The sequence below is a fragment of the Pseudomonas sp. PAMC 26793 genome (genome assembly GCF_000313235.1).
Lineage (GTDB): Bacteria > Pseudomonadota > Gammaproteobacteria > Pseudomonadales > Pseudomonadaceae > Aquipseudomonas > Aquipseudomonas yamanorum.
On sequence record NZ_AMXG01000012.1, the window covers coordinates 67086 to 83283 of the forward strand.

The 16198-nt window shown below is 58.6% G+C and carries 15 protein-coding genes and 1 pseudogene; 8 read left to right on the forward strand and 8 right to left on the reverse strand.

The genetic code is table 11. The features are described from left to right. The first annotated feature begins 102 nt into the window (after positions 1-102). Entirely contained in the window at positions 103-669 is a 567-nt protein-coding gene (locus D109_RS0102530; RefSeq protein ID WP_026077738.1) for a hypothetical protein, read from the forward strand. A gap of 52 nt (positions 670-721) precedes the next feature. Then, positions 722-1156, forward strand: coding sequence for a hypothetical protein (locus D109_RS1000000135165; protein ID WP_177325495.1), 435 nt, complete (start codon positions 722-724; stop codon positions 1154-1156). Positions 1157-1466: 310 nt separating this feature from the next. Here the strand turns inward: D109_RS1000000135165 and D109_RS0102540 are convergent, their stop codons facing one another. Further along, the gene (locus tag D109_RS0102540; protein ID WP_017475526.1) at positions 1467-2612 is read right to left on the reverse strand and encodes an EstA family serine hydrolase; all 1146 of its coding nucleotides are present in this window, start codon (positions 2610-2612) and stop codon (positions 1467-1469) included. A gap of 71 nt (positions 2613-2683) precedes the next feature. Beyond that, positions 2684-3751, reverse strand: a complete 1068-nt coding sequence (locus tag D109_RS0102545) for a fatty acid desaturase (RefSeq protein ID WP_017475527.1) — start codon at positions 3749-3751, stop codon at positions 2684-2686. 315 nt (positions 3752-4066) lie between these two features. Here D109_RS0102545 and D109_RS0102550 point away from each other — a divergent pair, with 315 nt between their 5' ends. Then, a complete protein-coding gene (locus D109_RS0102550; RefSeq protein ID WP_017475528.1) occupies positions 4067-4630 on the forward strand; it encodes a recombinase family protein in 564 nt (187 codons plus the stop codon). Between the two features lie 42 nt (positions 4631-4672). On the opposite strand, the gene D109_RS0102555 is transcribed toward D109_RS0102550, so the two are convergent. Together D109_RS0102555 and D109_RS01000000131675 are read right to left on the reverse strand one after the other, a co-directional pair. Continuing rightward, positions 4673-5731, reverse strand: coding sequence for an FAD-binding oxidoreductase (locus tag D109_RS0102555; RefSeq protein WP_026077739.1), 1059 nt, complete (start codon positions 5729-5731; stop codon positions 4673-4675). Between the two features lie 12 nt (positions 5732-5743). Then, positions 5744-5974: pseudogene (locus D109_RS01000000131675) on the reverse strand (AAA family ATPase); the annotation flags it as partial. Between the two features lie 159 nt (positions 5975-6133). On the opposite strand from D109_RS01000000131675, the gene D109_RS0102565 reads away from it, so the two are divergent. Continuing rightward, entirely contained in the window at positions 6134-6505 is a 372-nt protein-coding gene (locus D109_RS0102565) for a hypothetical protein (protein WP_017475531.1), read from the forward strand. Between the two features lie 39 nt (positions 6506-6544). Here D109_RS0102565 and argC read toward each other — a convergent pair whose 3' ends face one another. Further along, complete coding sequence (argC, locus tag D109_RS0102570; RefSeq protein ID WP_017475532.1) at positions 6545-7477, reverse strand: N-acetyl-gamma-glutamyl-phosphate reductase; 933 nt, start codon at positions 7475-7477, stop codon at positions 6545-6547. Positions 7478-7589: 112 nt separating this feature from the next. Between argC and D109_RS0102575 the strand changes: the two genes are divergently transcribed. The 4 genes from D109_RS0102575 to D109_RS0102590 all read left to right on the forward strand — a co-directional run bounded on the left by D109_RS0102575 (position 7590) and on the right by D109_RS0102590 (position 11955). Then, positions 7590-8474 carry a LysR family transcriptional regulator gene (locus tag D109_RS0102575; protein ID WP_017475533.1) on the forward strand — a complete coding sequence of 295 codons (885 nt, stop codon included), beginning with the start codon at positions 7590-7592 and terminating at the stop codon, positions 8472-8474. Between the two features lie 81 nt (positions 8475-8555). Then, positions 8556-8888: a DUF2388 domain-containing protein gene (locus D109_RS0102580; RefSeq protein WP_026077740.1), complete on the forward strand. Its 333-nt coding sequence runs from the start codon at positions 8556-8558 to the stop codon at positions 8886-8888. A 41-nt stretch (positions 8889-8929) separates the two neighbouring features. Further along, the gene (locus D109_RS0102585) at positions 8930-9556 is read left to right on the forward strand and encodes a hypothetical protein (protein WP_017475535.1); all 627 of its coding nucleotides are present in this window, start codon (positions 8930-8932) and stop codon (positions 9554-9556) included. 203 nt (positions 9557-9759) lie between these two features. Beyond that, complete coding sequence (locus D109_RS0102590; RefSeq protein ID WP_017475536.1) at positions 9760-11955, forward strand: OsmC domain/YcaO domain-containing protein; 2196 nt, start codon at positions 9760-9762, stop codon at positions 11953-11955. 129 nt (positions 11956-12084) lie between these two features. Here the strand turns inward: D109_RS0102590 and D109_RS0102595 are convergent, their stop codons facing one another. From D109_RS0102595 to D109_RS0102605, 3 genes are read right to left on the reverse strand one after another with little or no spacing between them, the layout of a single operon-like run. Further along, on the reverse strand, positions 12085-13503 hold the full coding sequence (locus D109_RS0102595; RefSeq protein WP_017475537.1) for an efflux transporter outer membrane subunit: 1419 nt from the start codon (positions 13501-13503) through the stop codon (positions 12085-12087). Then, on the reverse strand, positions 13500-15080 hold the full coding sequence (locus tag D109_RS0102600) for a DHA2 family efflux MFS transporter permease subunit (RefSeq protein WP_017475538.1): 1581 nt from the start codon (positions 15078-15080) through the stop codon (positions 13500-13502). Before D109_RS0102600 ends, D109_RS0102595 begins: the two co-directional genes overlap by 4 nt. Further along, the gene (locus D109_RS0102605) at positions 15073-16185 is read right to left on the reverse strand and encodes an HlyD family secretion protein (protein ID WP_017475539.1); all 1113 of its coding nucleotides are present in this window, start codon (positions 16183-16185) and stop codon (positions 15073-15075) included. The genes D109_RS0102600 and D109_RS0102605 overlap by 8 nt, the downstream gene beginning before the upstream one ends. Between the last annotated feature and the right edge of the window lie 13 nt (positions 16186-16198).

The following is a 16198-nucleotide window of genomic DNA, read 5'->3' on the forward strand; positions in this document are numbered from 1 at the left end:
TGACGCTCATTCGTTAATATGCCCGGCATGCCAATTGGGTAAAGGAAGTAGCGTGAAGCACGAAGCGCTTTTACCGGGAATTAAAAATAGAGTAGGCAGGGAATGGAATATCCTTCATTTGAAAACAAATCAAAGAAAAGAACCTTGTTGTTGGTGGTGTGTCTGGTATTTGGAGCATGGATTGCTTATATGCTCTGGGCCGCTCGTATTGGAATGCGAACGGTTTTAATGCCATCGATTCCCGAGTGGACGACCTATATAGTCATTGGCTGTCTGGTTGGACTCTTTTTTGCCGCAAGGGCAATCTACTATCGTCCGGCTATAAGAAACCCGAACCGTGTTGGAGAATCTTTTTTTGGTGGTTTTTGCCTGGGTCTGATTTTGTCCTTACACAGTTATGACGTCGTTACGTACCTGTTGCCCGGCGACATTGTTCAGTATGCGTCACCTTACGAGCTGGATACTCCGGGGCCCTACGTTGGAAAGTTCAGTCGTTGTGAGGCGGGTCTGCGGATTAAGGATTTAAAGACTGAGCGCTGGGTTGCGCTTTGTACCACTCAGTCGGAATTCAACGATCAAAGAAAGACAGGCATGAATGCAGTATGGGTGACTGCTCATTCAAACAAGATAGGTTCTTATATCGAGGCGTATGAATTTATTTATAAATAAATCATGTTGCCTGGGTGTTTAGGTAGATCCGATCGTGGTGCCAGCGTCGGAGATGAGCTACTGGCACCGCGGAATTTGTGGATCAACGCTTCATGGCATCACACTCGGCACGCAAGTTACTGTCGCTGATATTGGCACAGCTTTGGCCATCGACTTTGGCCTTGCAGTAGGCGCGTTGATCGTTGTCACTGATATTGTTGCAACTTTGACCTTCGATTTCCGCCTTGCAACTTGCCCGAAGGTTGTTGTCGCTGATATTGGCGCAGCTTTGGCCATCGACTTTGGCTTTGCAGTAGGCACGTTGATCGTTGTCACTGATGTTGCTGCAACTTTGACCATCCATTTCCGCCTTGCAACTTGCCCGGAGGTCGTTGTCGCTGATATTGGCGCAGCTTTGGCCGTCGACTTTGGCTTTGCAGTAGGCGCGTTGATCGTTGTCACTGATGTTGTTGCAATCGGCATATGCGTAGCCACTCAACATCAATAACATTGCAATGATGACTCTCATCACTCTCTCCCTGTTTTGTCAGGAAATGGCCTGACGCTGACTGATCCAAAATATCTCGCTCTTGTGAAGAGCTATCAAATTGACATCATTCTTTTGATAAGTTCCATGGTGGGAGTAGTACGCCGCAAAAAAAGATGCACTGCCCGAGGGTCTTGGTCGTGTAGAGCCACATAAAGTTCTAGGCACCCGCGCTCATTTGCCGGAAAGACCGCGCTCCGTAGTCGCGCCGCGTAGTCGGCGTCGATCAGTTCGTTGAAAGCCTCAGGTGAATAGATCCGCCCCTTTCCTATCAAAGCGCCGCATAGACAAGCGATGAAAGCCGGCCGGGACGGGGATCAATCATCGAATGGCTGCCCGAAGTGGTGGTGACAAAGCCAAAGCTCACTTGCCTTTCGGGATCGGCGAAACTAATCGGGCCGCCAAGCCCGATATGGCCAAAGGTGTTTGGGCCCATCGCATGGGAAGCCGTCGGGTCTCGTTGCTGCTCCAGCATGCAGCCTAATCCATAACGCATGGGGCGCATCCATACCCGATCCATACCATGACTGTGCTCTCGAGTGAACTCACGAAGCAGTTCGGGACCGATAAAGTTTCCCGCCATCAATGCACTGTAGAAACCGGCCAAGCCGTGAGCTGAACCGTGTCCACATACGGCGGGTTGCCGGTAGGCCCACCAGCGCGAGTCACTGGTTCGTCTGGGCACCATTCCGGGGTTGGTGAAGGCGAGTGTCGCGATATGCGACGGCTCGTTTTTCACCACGGTTTGCAATGCCTGCGAGTAAGGATCACCGACCCGTCCGGTGGCACTGTCGAAACGCGCGATACGATGAAAGTGTTCTTCGTCCACGCCAAGGTGCACGTCCAACTCATGGGGATCCAGAATCTCTTCGTGGATAAACACACAGGGATCGCGTCCGTCCACCCGACGAATCAATTCACCGAGAATCCAGCCAAACGTGGTGGTGCCGTACCCCAGGTCTGTTCCCGCTTCCCACCAAAGCGGCTCGGCCTCCAGCACCCGCAGCATATGTTCCCAGTCATACATCATGGGGTTATGGTCGGGTGCTCGCAGCGCCGGCAGGCCTGCGGTGTGGTTCATCACCTGGCGCAAGGTGACCCGTGCTTTCCCGCCCTGGGCGAATTCAGGCCAGTAAAGGGCCACGGGCGCATCCAGCTCCAACTTGCCGTCCTCGACCAACATCAGGACGGCCACCGCGACGTAGGGTTTTATAACGCAAAAGGTATTGGCCAGCGTATCGCGGGTCCAGGGCTTCGTGCCTGCCAGATCCGCCATGCCCGCCCAGAGGTCGACAACGGTCTCTGCGCCTACCTGCACGCATAGGCCGGCCCCACGTTCCTGCGGATCATCAAACATGTCCTCGAAGGCCTGCTTGACCGCTTCAAACTGCTTCGCACACATCCCTTGCGCTTTCATACCTCAACGTCCTCGTATTTAAAGTGTGGCCCTTGATACTTGCCGAACACCGATAATGGTTGTCGGGGAATTCACCCACGAGACCGAGTTTGGGAGTGCTCCACGGAGAAGCGGTTCGCTCGCTTGTAGGTGCCGAAGTCATTGAACCTGACACCGGCCTGGGCCATGACTTTATGAGCATAAGGTGCCGTCATCTGGCGCAGATAAAACGGGTCTCTCACCACGAAGTGATGGATGCTGTGGGTGCTGCCAAAGTTGAAACAGAACAACTGGAACGGCCACAGCCACCAAGGGTTCATCACCTGGGTTTGTTGTAATGCGTTACGCGGGGCAACATCGCCGTAATAGTGCATGTTTGAACTTATAAAAAATAGGCAGAACTGCCGTATCATATTGGGCGCTATAAGAATAACTACTGCGCTATTAACGATATCCATTAATTCCAGCGTCGTGGCAGAGCTATGAACCTCCATCCCAATCATTGACCCTGACCAGACATACAGGTGGTAGCCGAGGAACACATACCAGCACCCCCAATACAGAAGCCCGAATGGTGTATTGAGCCGAATAATCTTGCCTAACAATTTTACCTTTTGCCGCCATCCCGGGGCGAAAACCGCATTTAGAAAACCAAATACAAATCCGTCCACCAGTTTCAATAATCGCAGTATTCCCCAAGGGCTGCCGCTCGTGGTGATCCAGGCCTCGACATCCGAATCAGTTCCGGACGCCTTATGGTGATGAAAGTGCAGATTGCGCCTTAGCCACGGGCTGGGCATTCCCGGCCGTGCCAGCCAGCAGAAGAGCATCATGGCATTATGGGCCAGCGGCTGCTTTCTGAAATAGAGGCGATGAACCAGGTCGTGTTCGATTTCATGAATAAACGAAGTCAGCAGCGCATTGATCAAAATACACGTCCATCCGGGGATAAAACCCTTTATATAGAGCCCTCCCGTAATGACCATCCCTATCAGGGAGAACGCCATGACACCCGCGCCCAGCGCATCCTGGTGCTGCAGGATCGGATAACGCTTTCGCAGGTAGTTTCCATGATCCGTAATACTCCGAGTTACCTTATCAATCTTTTCCTGATCGGTAGTTGGGTGATCAATTTCGATGGCGTTTTCCAAGACCTTCATCCATTCATCCTCTGATTGCATGGGGAAATTACCAGCCGCGTCAAGCCGGTCAAGTCAATTGTTTGAACTATAAAACAGTATTATTCATATTCGCTGCTTGAGTGACATGCATCATCCAATAAATATGGAATCGACTTTTTTGCGAAAAGCTTGTTAGAATTCCAAGCTTCAAAAGGATAAGGCAAGTTCAACTCTTTGCAACTGTGTATTTTGGGTGGGTTCAGTGTTACAAGTATCGGTGTAAGGATTTGATAATTTAGTTACAGTTTGTACAAGTATAAAAAGACTCTGTACAAGTATTGCCAAGGAGGCACCATGAGATTGCATCGCATCAAATATCTCCGGCGTTCTCTACAAGCGTCCGAGGGCGCTGTAGAGACAATAACGAGCGATGATGTATTTGATGCCGTGTTTTGCGATGAGCCGGCAGACAATGCCGCGAATCCCGCGGGCCAGGAAAGGCTACTTCGCTACCTCCAGTGTGGAGATACCGTGGTAGTGGACAGCATGGCCTCGCTCACCTCCAGTACGGAGCAGCTGTGCACCCTCATTCGCCGGCTGATTGAAAAGCAGGTCACGCTGGAGTGCTTGAACGAAAACCTGATTTTCCGGCATGACTGCCTTGAAGTTGTGGAGTCCATCATTGCGGTGATGGAGCTGATTGCAGAATTCGAGCGCGCGGCGATGAGGGAAAAACAAGCGGCAGGCATTGCAACTGCAAAGGTCCGGGGGATGTACAAGGGCCGCAAGAAGAAACTGTCTGACAATCAGGTTGTAAATCTAATTGACCGGGCCGGTGCTGGAGAAAGTAAATCTAAATTGGCACGTGATTTTGAGATCAGTCGGCAGACGCTTTATCGGTACTTGAGATCTAGATAGGGCATCTTCAGGTAGCGCGCGGGAACGGGTGCCAACAAGACCCTACAGTTGAAAAAACCTGTCAGGACGACATGGCCCGAAAGCGGCGCAGGTCTTGCCATCAGTGATTTCTTCACTGGCAAGACGGCCCACTATCGCGGCCAACGCAACCCCAGGGTGCATCACACATACATACACGTTCTTGACGTTGGGTAGATAACCAATGATGGGGATGCTGTCTGCGGGGATGGGCCTGAGTCCGATACACGCCAACTGCGGCTTAATCGAACCAACTCCATGGAACTCGTGCCGAATGGCGTTGGCCGTGCGTAGCGCGATCGCCATCGGCTGGTTTTCCACAGCATCGCCCAGGTAATCCTCTGCCGCCAGCAACGTACCGTCGGCCGCTTGCCTGACTTCCATTTCCGGGCTGGAGATAAGTGTCTGCACCAGGTTGGATTGCGCGGTGTAGCGGATGAAAATGGAGGGCGATGCGTGTATGGGAAGGGGCGTCCCAAGCATGTCTGCCAGCGTCGAGATGCCCGTCCCGGCGGCCATTACCACAACGTCGGCATCGATGATGCCCTTGTCGGTTTCGACGCCCGTCACCCGGCCATTCGCGGTTTTGAAGCCGAGAACCCGAGTTTGCGTGTGTACCTTCGCGCCCAGTGCCTGGGCGCCAGCGACCAACGTATGGGTGACGTGCACCGCATCCAGGGCGCCTTCTTCGGCGACATACAGGGCATGTTCGGGAGGGTTTCTCAGGTTGGGCTCAAGGTCGAGAATCTGCGAGCGCGACAACCGGTGCGCCGAAGGTTGCTGCAACGCCCTTGAGTTCGCGCCGTAAGACAGGGCGCCTGTCCAACGAATGTTCAGGCCCGGCAGTTGATTTTCAAGACGGTGATAGTCGTTGACGGCCTCACCACGCAAGGCGGCGATCGGGTCCGGCCCTCGGTGTGAAGTGGTGATCCAGGCAAATGAAGTGGCCGTCACGCCGGAGGCGACTTCTGCAGCCTCGACCAAGGTCACGCTCACACCTTTGACGGCAAGGTGATACGCCAGGGAAGCGCCGACGATGCCTGCGCCAATGACCACGACGCGCTTTTCTCCTTGCTCTTTCATATCCTGCTCCATCTATTCAAGGCAGCCTTCAGATACTGCGGGCAAACCGTCGAGAAACTCGGCGATCTGTTGGCCACCGCGCAAGTGCACCACGGGCACCAACGGACCTGCTGCCAGGCGCACCGCCTCGATACTGGGCCGGTAGCTGCGATCAAACGTCCACACGTACTTCAGGAACGTCAGGAACTCCCGGTCGAGTTTCTCGATACAGCCTGCGGGAATGTCCGGGCGCGGGCGGATTTTCCGCTGCCGGCATTGCCGAGAATCACGATGCGTTGCATGAGGGACGTCCTGTCGCGGAAAAGCCCGCAATTGTGCAGGTTTTGCATGACCGGTTAAAGCCATATGCGGTAGGTTGACCACCCAGAGAACGGACCCTGTCGACCAAGGAAGCGCCTTCACATGCCAATCGCCTTTTCCCGAATCAGCGAACGCCTGAACAATCGCCGCTTTGTCGTAGCGGGCAATACTCACGGGCTGTCCGGTACGGGCACCGTGTTTGAATATCACGTCGATGGAAATGCCATCTGGGGCACTTACCAGGGCGGCCGGATTCGCATGGGCAATCAGGTCGGGCGCGCCACAGGCCCCGATACCATCGAGTTGCTGTATCAGTGCCTGACCAGCGAGGGCGAGATTCTTGCCGGCTGGTCTCGGGGTACCGTAGGCGTTGATGACGCCGGGCATACCACTCTGGCCTTCGTGTGGGGTTGGCTGTCAGGCGCGGAGGGCGGCGGGGAGTCCAGCTACGTCGAGCTTGTTGCACAGTCGTGACGGATTACGCCAGCTGGACCCTGGAACAATCGGCGCCGGCTATTGTTTTGCCCTGATCATCAAATCCAGGTTTTGCACGGCGGCACCCGCAGCGCCCTTGCCGAGGTTGTCGAACACCGCCGCCAGCAGGACCTGGCCCGTCTCGTGGTTTTCACACACGATCAGGCGCACATCGTCCGTGCCGTTCAGCGCTTGAGGGTCAAGGTAGGTCAGCTCCTTGGCGGCCTGCATCGACAGCACCTGGACGTGATTCGTATCGCGGTAGTGCTGAGTCAAACAGTCATGCAACCGCGAGCCATCCACACCCGGCGCCAATAACCGAAGGTGCAGGGGGATGGTCAATACGATCCCCTGGCGAAAAGCCCCGTAGGCCGGCACAAAGGTCGGCCTTTCCGTCAGCCCGCTTTGCAACTGAATCTCCGGCACATGCTTGTGTGCCAGCCCAAGCCCATACACCAGGAAGGCGGGCGCTTGTGAGGCATCCGCGCCCTCATGTTCCTGCACCCCGGTGCGGCCCTTGCCGGAATAACCCGACACGGCATGAATGGTCGTCGGGTAGTCCTTGGGCAGCAGCCCGGCTTCAAGCAAGGGGCGCAACAGTCCGATCGCTCCGGTGGGGTAGCAACCGGGATTGCTGACCCGCTGCGCCGTGGCAATGCGCTGGGCCTGTTGCGGGTTCATCTCGGCAAAACCGTAGGTCCAGTCAGGGTGAGTACGGTGGGCCGAACTCGCGTCGATCACCCGCACGGCCGGATTCTGGATGCTGGCGACGGCGTCGCGTGCGGCGTCGTCGGGCAAGCAGAGAATTGCGATGTCGCAAGCATTGATCATCTCGGCGCGCTGCTGCGGGTCCTTGCGGTGTTCCGGGCTCAGGGTGATCAGTTGCAGGTCGGTGCGGTCGCGCAGGCGCTGATGGATCTGCAATCCGGTGGTGCCTTGGTCGCCGTCGATAAATACAAGAGGATTTGCCATGGGATGCACTCGCAGAGGAAATCAGGTGTTCCAATCTTCGGCGAGCCGCTAGGATAGGAAAAGTTGAATTTCCAAACGATGAAGATCAGGTTTTCTGAATAAGGATTGACCCATGCGCGAAATCAGCCTGGACCGCCTGCGCACACTCGTGGCGATTGCCGACCTTGGTTCGTTCGCCGAGGCGGCCCGCATGCTGAACCTCGCGCCACCGACGGTCAGCCTGCACATTGCTGATCTTGAGTCGCGAGTGGGCGGCAAGCTGTTGTCGCGTACCCGTGGGCGGGTTCAGCCTTCGGCGATTGGCGAAACCTTGGTGGAGCGTGCACGCCGGTTGTTGGCGGATGCGGAGCAGGCGCTTGAAGACGTGGAGCGGCAGGTGCAGGGCCTGGCTGGACGTGTGCGTCTTGGCGCCTCCACCGGGGCCATCGCACAGTTGCTGCCGCAAGCCCTCGAGACGTTGAGCCAACACCATCCTGCCATCGATGTGCAGGTTGCAGTGCTCACCTCGCAGGACACGTTGAAGAAACTTGCCGAAGGCGCACTCGAAATTGGCCTGGTGGCGCTGCCGCAGGCGCCAGTGAAGGGGTTGCGCATCCAGCCCTGGCGGCGGGATCCGGTCATGGCGTTTTTGCCGGCGCGCCGAGAATGCCCGGAAGTGGTGACACCTGCTTGGCTGGCCGCCCAGCCCTTGATTCTGAATGACACCACCACCCGGCTTTCACGCCTGACTTCGGAGTGGTTCGCCAGTGACGGGCATCAGCCCACGCCGCGTATTCAACTCAACTATAACGACGCAATCAAAAGCCTGGTGGCTGCCGGTTATGGCGCTACGTTGTTGCCCCATGAAGCGAGCACGCCTTTGCCTGACAGCCGGATCGTGATGCGTCCAATCCAGCCCTTGCTGTGGCGCCAACTGGGGATTGCCCACCGCGCCGGGGACATCGAGCGGCCAACGCAACATGTGCTGGATGTGTTGTGGGGGTTGAGTGCGGGGTAGCGCCTTCAAGTTGTGTGTACCGTGCGGGACGGGTAGCCTTGCGCCCCGATGTAACTAGCCATTTCAAGGAAGGAAGCGCGCGTGAGGATTTTTCAAGGAGTGATCGGGTTGGCGGGATTAGGCCTGTTGCTCGGTTGCAGCGTTGCCGAGGCTAAAGACGGTGTCTCCTTTGGCGACGATCCGCTTGGGTGGTCATGCCTGAAGTTCTCCACCTTCACCTTGCTGACTTCGGAACTGACCACCCGTCCCGGCAGCTTTCTTTCAGCCAAGAATGACGCATTGGCGTTTGTAGGGTCCGAAGGCCAGATCCGGGGTGCGTATTTTGAGCAGGCGTTGCGGGATTTTCGCGGTGCTGGCGGTAACCCTGATGTCAGCGATGCGCAGTTTGCCGAGGCGGTGGCGGTGATTGAGTAAACACGTTTCAACCCTGAACCTGACCTGCTCATGGAGAGCTTATGCCATTTCGTAACGTCCTCGTTTTTACCCATCTCGTCTTAGCGCTGTTGCTTTCAGGCTGTGCAAACCCTCAGGTTGCTGTCGCACCGGCGGCGCCCTTTGATCTTGAACCCCTGGGCCAGCCGCTGGCGCAGACCAGCGCCCGTACTGCGCTGATCGACCAGATCATCGTCAAGGACCCGGTGGTGATCTCATCGCAAAAGCCGGTTCTCGCGGCCTCTGATAACGATGCGCGCATCGCCAAACTACGCAAAGCAGACGGCGGCGTGCTGCCTGACGGTTACTGGGCACTCTACAAACAAAACCTTGAAGCGATGCAGTACGACCTCAATCACCAGCATGACGCTGCCCGTGTGCAGTACGAGCAGACGTATCGTGACGAATTGAGCCGAGTCGACGACAGCACGCTGCAAGTCATGGCCACGGCGCCCACGACGCTGGATGAGCCGACGCGGCGTCAGTGGAACGCCCGCATGGCCGATAGACTGTCGCAGTACATAAAGACCAGTGAGCAATCGCTACGCGCCGCTGCCGATGCGCATATCAATCGTATGGCCTTGATGGACCGACACTACAACGTGTGCGCACGTAACCCGGAGTGCTGGGATGCGCCGGTTAAAAAGTAATGCGTTGTCCTTGAGGATGACCCACTGACTCAGGAACTTACACAGGTCTGAATCTCCTTGAGATGGGCAGCCCTGGGCCGCCAATCTACTCAGCGCGGTTAACATCAACCACCAGCGATCCGACAAGCCCGAAAGCACAAGACTTACGCCTCGAAACCCGGATAATGGCGGCCATATTTTGCTCGCTATTCTGGTAATCCCGCATGGAAATCAAGGTCAATTTTCTCGACAACCTTCGACTTGAAGCCAAGTTCGACGACTTCACCGTGGTGGCCGACCAGCCTATTCGCTACAAGGGCGATGGCTCGGCCCCGGGTCCGTTCGATTACTTCCTGGCTTCGTCGGCGTTGTGTGCGGCTTACTTTGTGAAGTTGTACTGCGAAACCCGCAACATCCCCACTGACAACATTCGCCTGTCCCAGAACAACATTGTCGACCCGGAAAACCGCTACAACCAGATCTTCAAGATCCAGGTCGAGTTGCCGGCGGATATCTCCGACAAAGACCGCCAGGGCATCCTGCGTTCCATCGACCGCTGCACCGTGAAAAAAGTGGTGCAGGCCGGGCCGGAGTTTGTGATCGAGGAAGTGGAAAACCTGGATGCCGATGCCCAGGCATTGCTGATGCCGAGCGCGGCGTCGGATGCGGGCACCTACATCGCGGGCAAGGACCTGCCGCTGGAAACAACCATCGCCAACATGTCGGCCATTCTGGCGGGCCTGGGCATGAAGATTGAAATCGCTTCGTGGCGCAATATCGTGCCCAACGTGTGGTCGCTGCATATCCGCGATGCGCACTCGCCAATGTGCTTTACCAACGGCAAGGGCGCGACCAAGGAAGGCGCGCTGGCGTCGGCATTGGGCGAGTTTATCGAGCGGCTGAACTGCAACTTCTTCTACAACGACCAGTTCTGGGGTGAAGACATCGCCAATGCGCCCTTCGTGCATTACCCGGATGAGCGCTGGTTCAAGCCCGGCCGCAAGGACGAACTGCCGCCGGAGATTCTCGACGCCCATTGCCTGCATATCTACAACCGCGATGGCGAGCTGCGTGGCTCGCACCTGTACGACACCAACTCCGGCAACGAGGAGCGCGGCATTGTTTCGCTGCCGTTCGTGCGCCAGTCCGACGGCGAGGTGGTGTATTTCCCGTCCAACCTGATCGAGAACCTGTACCTCAGCAACGGCATGAGTGCCGGTAACACCCTGGCTGAAGCGCAGGTGCAGTGCCTGTCGGAAATCTTCGAGCGTGCGGTAAAACGCGAAATCATCGAAGGCGAATTCGCGCTGCCGGATGTGCCGCAGGAAGTGCTGGCGAAATTCCCGGGCATCCTGGCCGGTATTCAGGGCCTGGAAGCCCAAGGCTTTCCGGTACTGGTGAAGGATGCGTCCCTGGGCGGCGAATTCCCGGTGATGTGCGTGACGTTGATGAACCCGCGCACCGGCGGTGTATTCGCCTCGTTCGGCGCCCACCCTAGCCTGGAAGTGGCGCTGGAACGCAGCCTGACGGAACTGCTGCAAGGCCGCAGCTTCGAAGGCCTGAACGACTTGCCGCAGCCGACGTTTGAAGGTCACGCAGTGACTGAGCCGAACAACTTTGTCGAGCACTTCATCGACTCCAGCGGCGTGGTGTCGTGGCGCTTCTTCAGCTCCAAGTCCGACTACGCGTTCGTCGAATGGGACTTCTCCGGCCAGGGTGAAAACTCCAATGCCGAAGAGGCTGCAACCTTGTTCGGCATCCTCGAAGGCATGGGCAAGGAAGTGTACATGGCGGTGTACGAGCACATCGGCGCGACCGCCTGCCGCATCCTGGTGCCGGATTATTCGGAGATCTATCCGATCGACGATCTGATCTGGGACAACACCAACAAGGCGCTGTTTTTCCGCGAAGACATCTTGAACCTGCATCGTCTCGATGAGGCTGAATTGAAGGGGCTGGTTGAGCGTCTGGTGGAAAGCGAGCTGGACGACTACACCGACATCACCACCTTGATCGGCATCGAATTTGATGACAACACGGCGTGGGGGCAGCTGACCATTCTGGAATTGAAGCTGCTGATTTACCTGGCCTTGCAGCAGTTCGAGGAAGCGAAAGAGCTGGTGGAAATGTTCCAGCAGTACAACGACAACACGGTCGAGCGTGGCTTGTTCTACCAGGCCGTGAATGCGGTGCTGGAGATGGAGCTGGACGAAGACCTGGAACTGGCGGACTACGAAGTGAACTTCCGCCGCATGTTTGGCAACGAGCGGATGGATGCGGCGATAGGGTCGGTGAATGGTAGCGTGCGGTTCTATGGTTTGACGCCGACGAGCATGAAGCTGGAAGGGCTGGATCGGCACCTGCGGTTGATCGACAGCTACAAGAAGCTGCACGCGGCGCGGGCCAATACGGCGCGCTGACCTGCTAGTGAAGAACCCTTGTGGGAGCTGGCTTGCCTGCGATGCAGGCAACTCGGTGTATCTGGTACACCCAGTTGATGCCATCGCAGGCAAGCCAGCTCCCACAGGGTTTAGCGTTGTCCTGACGCGTTACAGAGTCCATCCCAACCCTAGCGCCTTGTGCAACGACGCAAAGTCCTTGAGCAACGCCGCATCCCCGGAAATCCGGCTTTCCTGCGCCTGGTACCGCGTACGTTCCGCATCCAGCCAGTCCAGCGTGCTCGCCGTGCCTGCTTTATAACGCTGGCGCGTCAGGTCCGCTGCCCGTACCGCCGAAGACTCCACATTACGCAGCAGCACCACGTTCTGCCGCTGGTTGCCATACCGGGCCAACGCCACATCCGCATCACGCAACGCACTCAACACCACGCTTTTGTAATGAGCGAGGGCCTCATCACGCCCGGCTTCGGCGCCTTTGACACTGGCCGCCACCCGGCCGAAATCCAGTGCGTTCCAGGTCAAACGCGGCAACAGCAGCCAGGTGCCGCTGTCCTTGCGCGCCAGGTGCCCGGGATCGGCCGCCGAGAACGACAAGTCACCCATCAGGCTGAGCTTGGGAAACCAGTCGGCGGTTTTCTCGCCGATTTGCGCGTTGCTGGAGGCCAGCTGGCGCTCGGCGACGCGGATGTCAGGCCGTGCTTTCAGGATCGCCGCCGGGTCGGCAAACGGCACCTGGCTCGGGATGGCGGGCAGGGCGCGGGGCGTGCTGAGCTGTGCGTCCAGCTCGCCCGGTTCCAGGCCGCAGAGTAGGTTCAGTTGATCCACGGCCTCGACAATCGATGCTTGCAGCGGCAGTCGCTGGGCCCGGGTGTTTTCTGCCTGGGTCAGTACCTGTTCCAGCTGCAACTGTGAGGCCACACCACGGCTGCGCCGTTGCTGGGTCAAGTCCAGCGCCTGCTGCTCGATGTCGACACTGGCGTCCACCAAGGCGAGGCGTGCCTGTTGGTCGCGCAGGTCGGCATAGGTCTGCACCACCTCGGCCGCCAACTGCACCTGGGCATCGGCCAGTTGCGCCTGCGAAGCGTCGTTTTCCGCCTGTGCCGCCTCGATGGCACGCCGGGTGCCGCCAAACAGGTCGGCTTCCCAGCTGGCATCAAAGCCGGCGAGGTAAAGGCTCAATGGCCCGCGACCGCCGCCACTGCTGCCACCCAGCGCCGAGGTGTCGGGGGAACGCAGCTTGAGCATCGCCGCATCGCCGGTGACCTTGGGCAGGGCGTTGGCATTGGCGCCACTCAGGCTGGCCCGCGATTGCTTGAGCCGGGCCTGGGCAGTCGCCATGTCCGGGCTGTTTTGCAACGCCTGGGCCACCAGTTGATTGAGTTGCGGATCGCCGAGGGTCTGCCACCATTGGGCGACACCCGGCGTACTCGACTCGCTGCCTGCGTGAGGCAAGCGCCCGGCCGCCAGGGTTTTTGGCGCGGCATCCGGCGCGCCGTGGTAGTCCGGCCCCACGGTACAGGCCGCCAGCAGGCCGACGGTGAAGAGCAGGGGAAGTGAGCGATAAATCATGTTCGTTGGCCTGCCTGCGCCGCGCGCTTTTTCAGGATGAAGATCAGGGGAAGGCACGCCAGCATGGCGAGTCCCAGCACGTAGAACGCGTCGTTATAGGCCATCACCGCCGCCTGTTGGGCGATGTCGTTGGCCAGATGGCTGAGGGCTTGCAGCGAGGCGGTGGACGGGTCGCCGGTTTGCGCCAGGTAGCTGGCGGTGTTGCTCGCCATCTGGTGCTGGGTCAACTGGGTGTTGGCCTGAATGCCTTCGCGCAGCATGTCGTCATGAAAGTGGCTGCGTCGGTCCATCAATACGCCGAGCAGCGCCAGCCCCAAGGTGCCGCCGAGGTTGCGCGACATGTTGTAGAGCCCGGCAGCGTCGCCCGCATCGCGGGTTTCCACCGAGCGCATGGACAGTTGGCTGAGGGGCATCATCACCAGGATCTGACCAAAGCCCCGCAGTATCTGCGACCAGTAAAAATCATGGCCGACGCTCTGGGCGGTGAGCTGGGTGTCGAGAAAACAGCTGGCCCAGTACATCAACAGACCCACGCCGACCATCATCCTAAGGTCCAGGCGGCCAAGCATTCTCGGCAGGATCGGCATCAGCAAAAACGCCGGAATCCCCGACAGCAGCATGATTGAACCTGACTGTTGTGCGTTGTAGCCGGACAAAATCCCAAGGAATTGCGGCACCAGATACGCCGTGCCATACAACCCGGCGCCGACCGCCGTGGCAATCAGCAGCACGCTGCCAAAGCTGCGGTTGAGCACCAGTTGCAGGCGCAGGATCGGCGTGCTCGAGCGGACTTGCCCGACGGCGATCAGGAAGAAACCGATCACCATCGTGATGCTCAACCCGATGATCAACTGCGAGTCGAACCAGTGTTCACGCTGGCCTTCTTCCAGCACCACGGTGAGCGAACTCAGGCCCATGGCCAGGCCAATGATGCCCAGCCAGTCGGCCTTGATGAACTGTTGAAGGTTCATGCGTTCACTGGGCAGGCCGGTGATCAGCAGAGTGATCAAGGTGATGCTGACGGGCAGGTTGATGAAGAAGCACCAGCGCCAGTTGATGTTTTCCGTGAGCCATCCGCCAATCACCGGACCCAACAGCGGGCCGAGGATCACCGTCATCCCAAACATTGTGGTGCCGATTGCCAGCTGGTGAGCGGGCAGGCGGGTGCGCACGATGGTCTGCGCAGTCGGGATCATTGCGCCGCCGGCAAAGCCCTGGCCGATGCGCCCGGCAATCATCGCGCCAAGGCTCGACGACAGCCCGCAGAACATCGAGAAAAACGTGAACATCAACGCGGTGCCGATCAGGAACCGACGCAGGCCGAATACCCGGGTCAGCCAGGCGGCGAGGGGGATCATGACGATTTCCGACATCAGGTAACCGGTAGCGATCCACGTGCCTTCCGTGCCGGTTGCGCCGATCTGGCCCTGGATTTGCGGGAGTGCCGAGTTGGTGATCGAGATGTCCAGGGTCGCCAGCAACGCCCCCAGCGAGCCGGCGGCGACCGCGATCCAGTCCGTCAGCGAGGCGTTGCGCGGTTTGTCCGCGGGCACCTCGGTCAAGATGGCTTCAGCCATGGTTGGCGTCTGCCGTGTGGGTGCGAGTGTCGACCTCTACGGTGGCGGACAAGCCGGGCACCAGCGCCTGGCGAACGTCGTCATCCGGTACATCCAGGGAAATCCGCACGGGCACCCGCTGCACGATCTTGGTGAAGTTGCCGGTGGCGTTCGACGGCGGCAGCAAGGCGAACTGCGCGCCGGTGCCGGGGGAGAGGCTGTCGATATGGCCCTGGATGGCATGGCCGGGCAGTGCGTCTACATGCACGGTGACGGTCTGCCCGGCGCGCATCTCGCCGATCTGGGTTTCCTTGTAGTTGGCGGTCAGGTAGATCGCGCTGACCGGCACCACCGTCAACAGGCGCGTGCCCGGCTGCACGTATTGGCCGACACGCACACCACGGTCAGCCACGCGACCGTCGAGGGGGCTGCGGATCACCGCGTCGTCCACATCCAGCTGGCTTTGCGCTTCACTGGCCTTGGCCACGCCGAGTTGCGCCTGGGCTTGCTTGAGCTGGGCTTCGAGGGTGCCGTAGCGGGTTTGGCTGGAGCGCAACGCGGCCTGCTTGGCGGCCACGGTGCTGCGGGCTTGGGCGAGTTGGTTGTTGAGCTGCGCCAGGCGCTCTTCCGGCTCGGCACCGGAACGCGCCAAGGGTGCATAACGCGCGACTTCGGTTTGGGCGTGCTGGGCGTCGGCTTGGGCGCCTTGGAGTTGGGCGCGCGCCTCGGCAATGGTCGAGTCCTGTTGCACCAGGTCGGCCTGGGCCTTGGCAAAGTCGGCCTCGCGGGCGGCAATCGTCGCTGAGGCTTCGTCACTCACCGCCTGGTATTTACGGGCGTCCAGACGCACCAGCACGTCGCCGCGCTTCACGTTCTGGTTATCCGCCACCAACACCTCGGCGACGTAGCCGTTGATTTTGGGGGCGACGCTGATGCTGTCGGCTTGCAGGTAGGCGTCGTCGGTGGTCTCGATAAAGCGCCCGGTGAGCCACCACCAGGCGCCCCACGCCAGCCCGGCCAACAGCGCCACGCCGGCAAGTGTCAGCAGAATCCGTCGGGCTTTGCCGCGTTGGCCGTTGACAGTGGTATCAGGAATGACCTGAGAAGAGGGAAGTGCAGCGGACATCAAGTCACTCCGG

Coding starts and splice junctions, on each gene's coding strand:
- D109_RS0102530 (WP_026077738.1), top strand. CDS start 103: ATGGAATATCCTTCATTTGAAAACAAATCAAAGAAAAGAACCTTGTTG.
- D109_RS1000000135165 (WP_177325495.1), top strand. CDS start 722: ATGAGCTACTGGCACCGCGGAATTTGTGGATCAACGCTTCATGGCATC.
- D109_RS0102540 (WP_017475526.1), bottom strand. CDS start 2,612: ATGAAAGCGCAAGGGATGTGTGCGAAGCAGTTTGAAGCGGTCAAGCAG.
- D109_RS0102545 (WP_017475527.1), bottom strand. CDS start 3,751: ATGAAGGTCTTGGAAAACGCCATCGAAATTGATCACCCAACTACCGAT.
- D109_RS0102550 (WP_017475528.1), top strand. CDS start 4,067: ATGAGATTGCATCGCATCAAATATCTCCGGCGTTCTCTACAAGCGTCC.
- D109_RS0102555 (WP_026077739.1), bottom strand. CDS start 5,731: ATGAAAGAGCAAGGAGAAAAGCGCGTCGTGGTCATTGGCGCAGGCATC.
- D109_RS0102565 (WP_017475531.1), top strand. CDS start 6,134: ATGCCAATCGCCTTTTCCCGAATCAGCGAACGCCTGAACAATCGCCGC.
- argC (WP_017475532.1), bottom strand. CDS start 7,477: ATGGCAAATCCTCTTGTATTTATCGACGGCGACCAAGGCACCACCGGA.
- D109_RS0102575 (WP_017475533.1), top strand. CDS start 7,590: ATGCGCGAAATCAGCCTGGACCGCCTGCGCACACTCGTGGCGATTGCC.
- D109_RS0102585 (WP_017475535.1), top strand. CDS start 8,930: ATGCCATTTCGTAACGTCCTCGTTTTTACCCATCTCGTCTTAGCGCTG.
- D109_RS0102590 (WP_017475536.1), top strand. CDS start 9,760: ATGGAAATCAAGGTCAATTTTCTCGACAACCTTCGACTTGAAGCCAAG.
- D109_RS0102595 (WP_017475537.1), bottom strand. CDS start 13,503: ATGATTTATCGCTCACTTCCCCTGCTCTTCACCGTCGGCCTGCTGGCG.
- D109_RS0102600 (WP_017475538.1), bottom strand. CDS start 15,080: ATGGCTGAAGCCATCTTGACCGAGGTGCCCGCGGACAAACCGCGCAAC.
- D109_RS0102605 (WP_017475539.1), bottom strand. CDS start 16,185: ATGTCCGCTGCACTTCCCTCTTCTCAGGTCATTCCTGATACCACTGTC.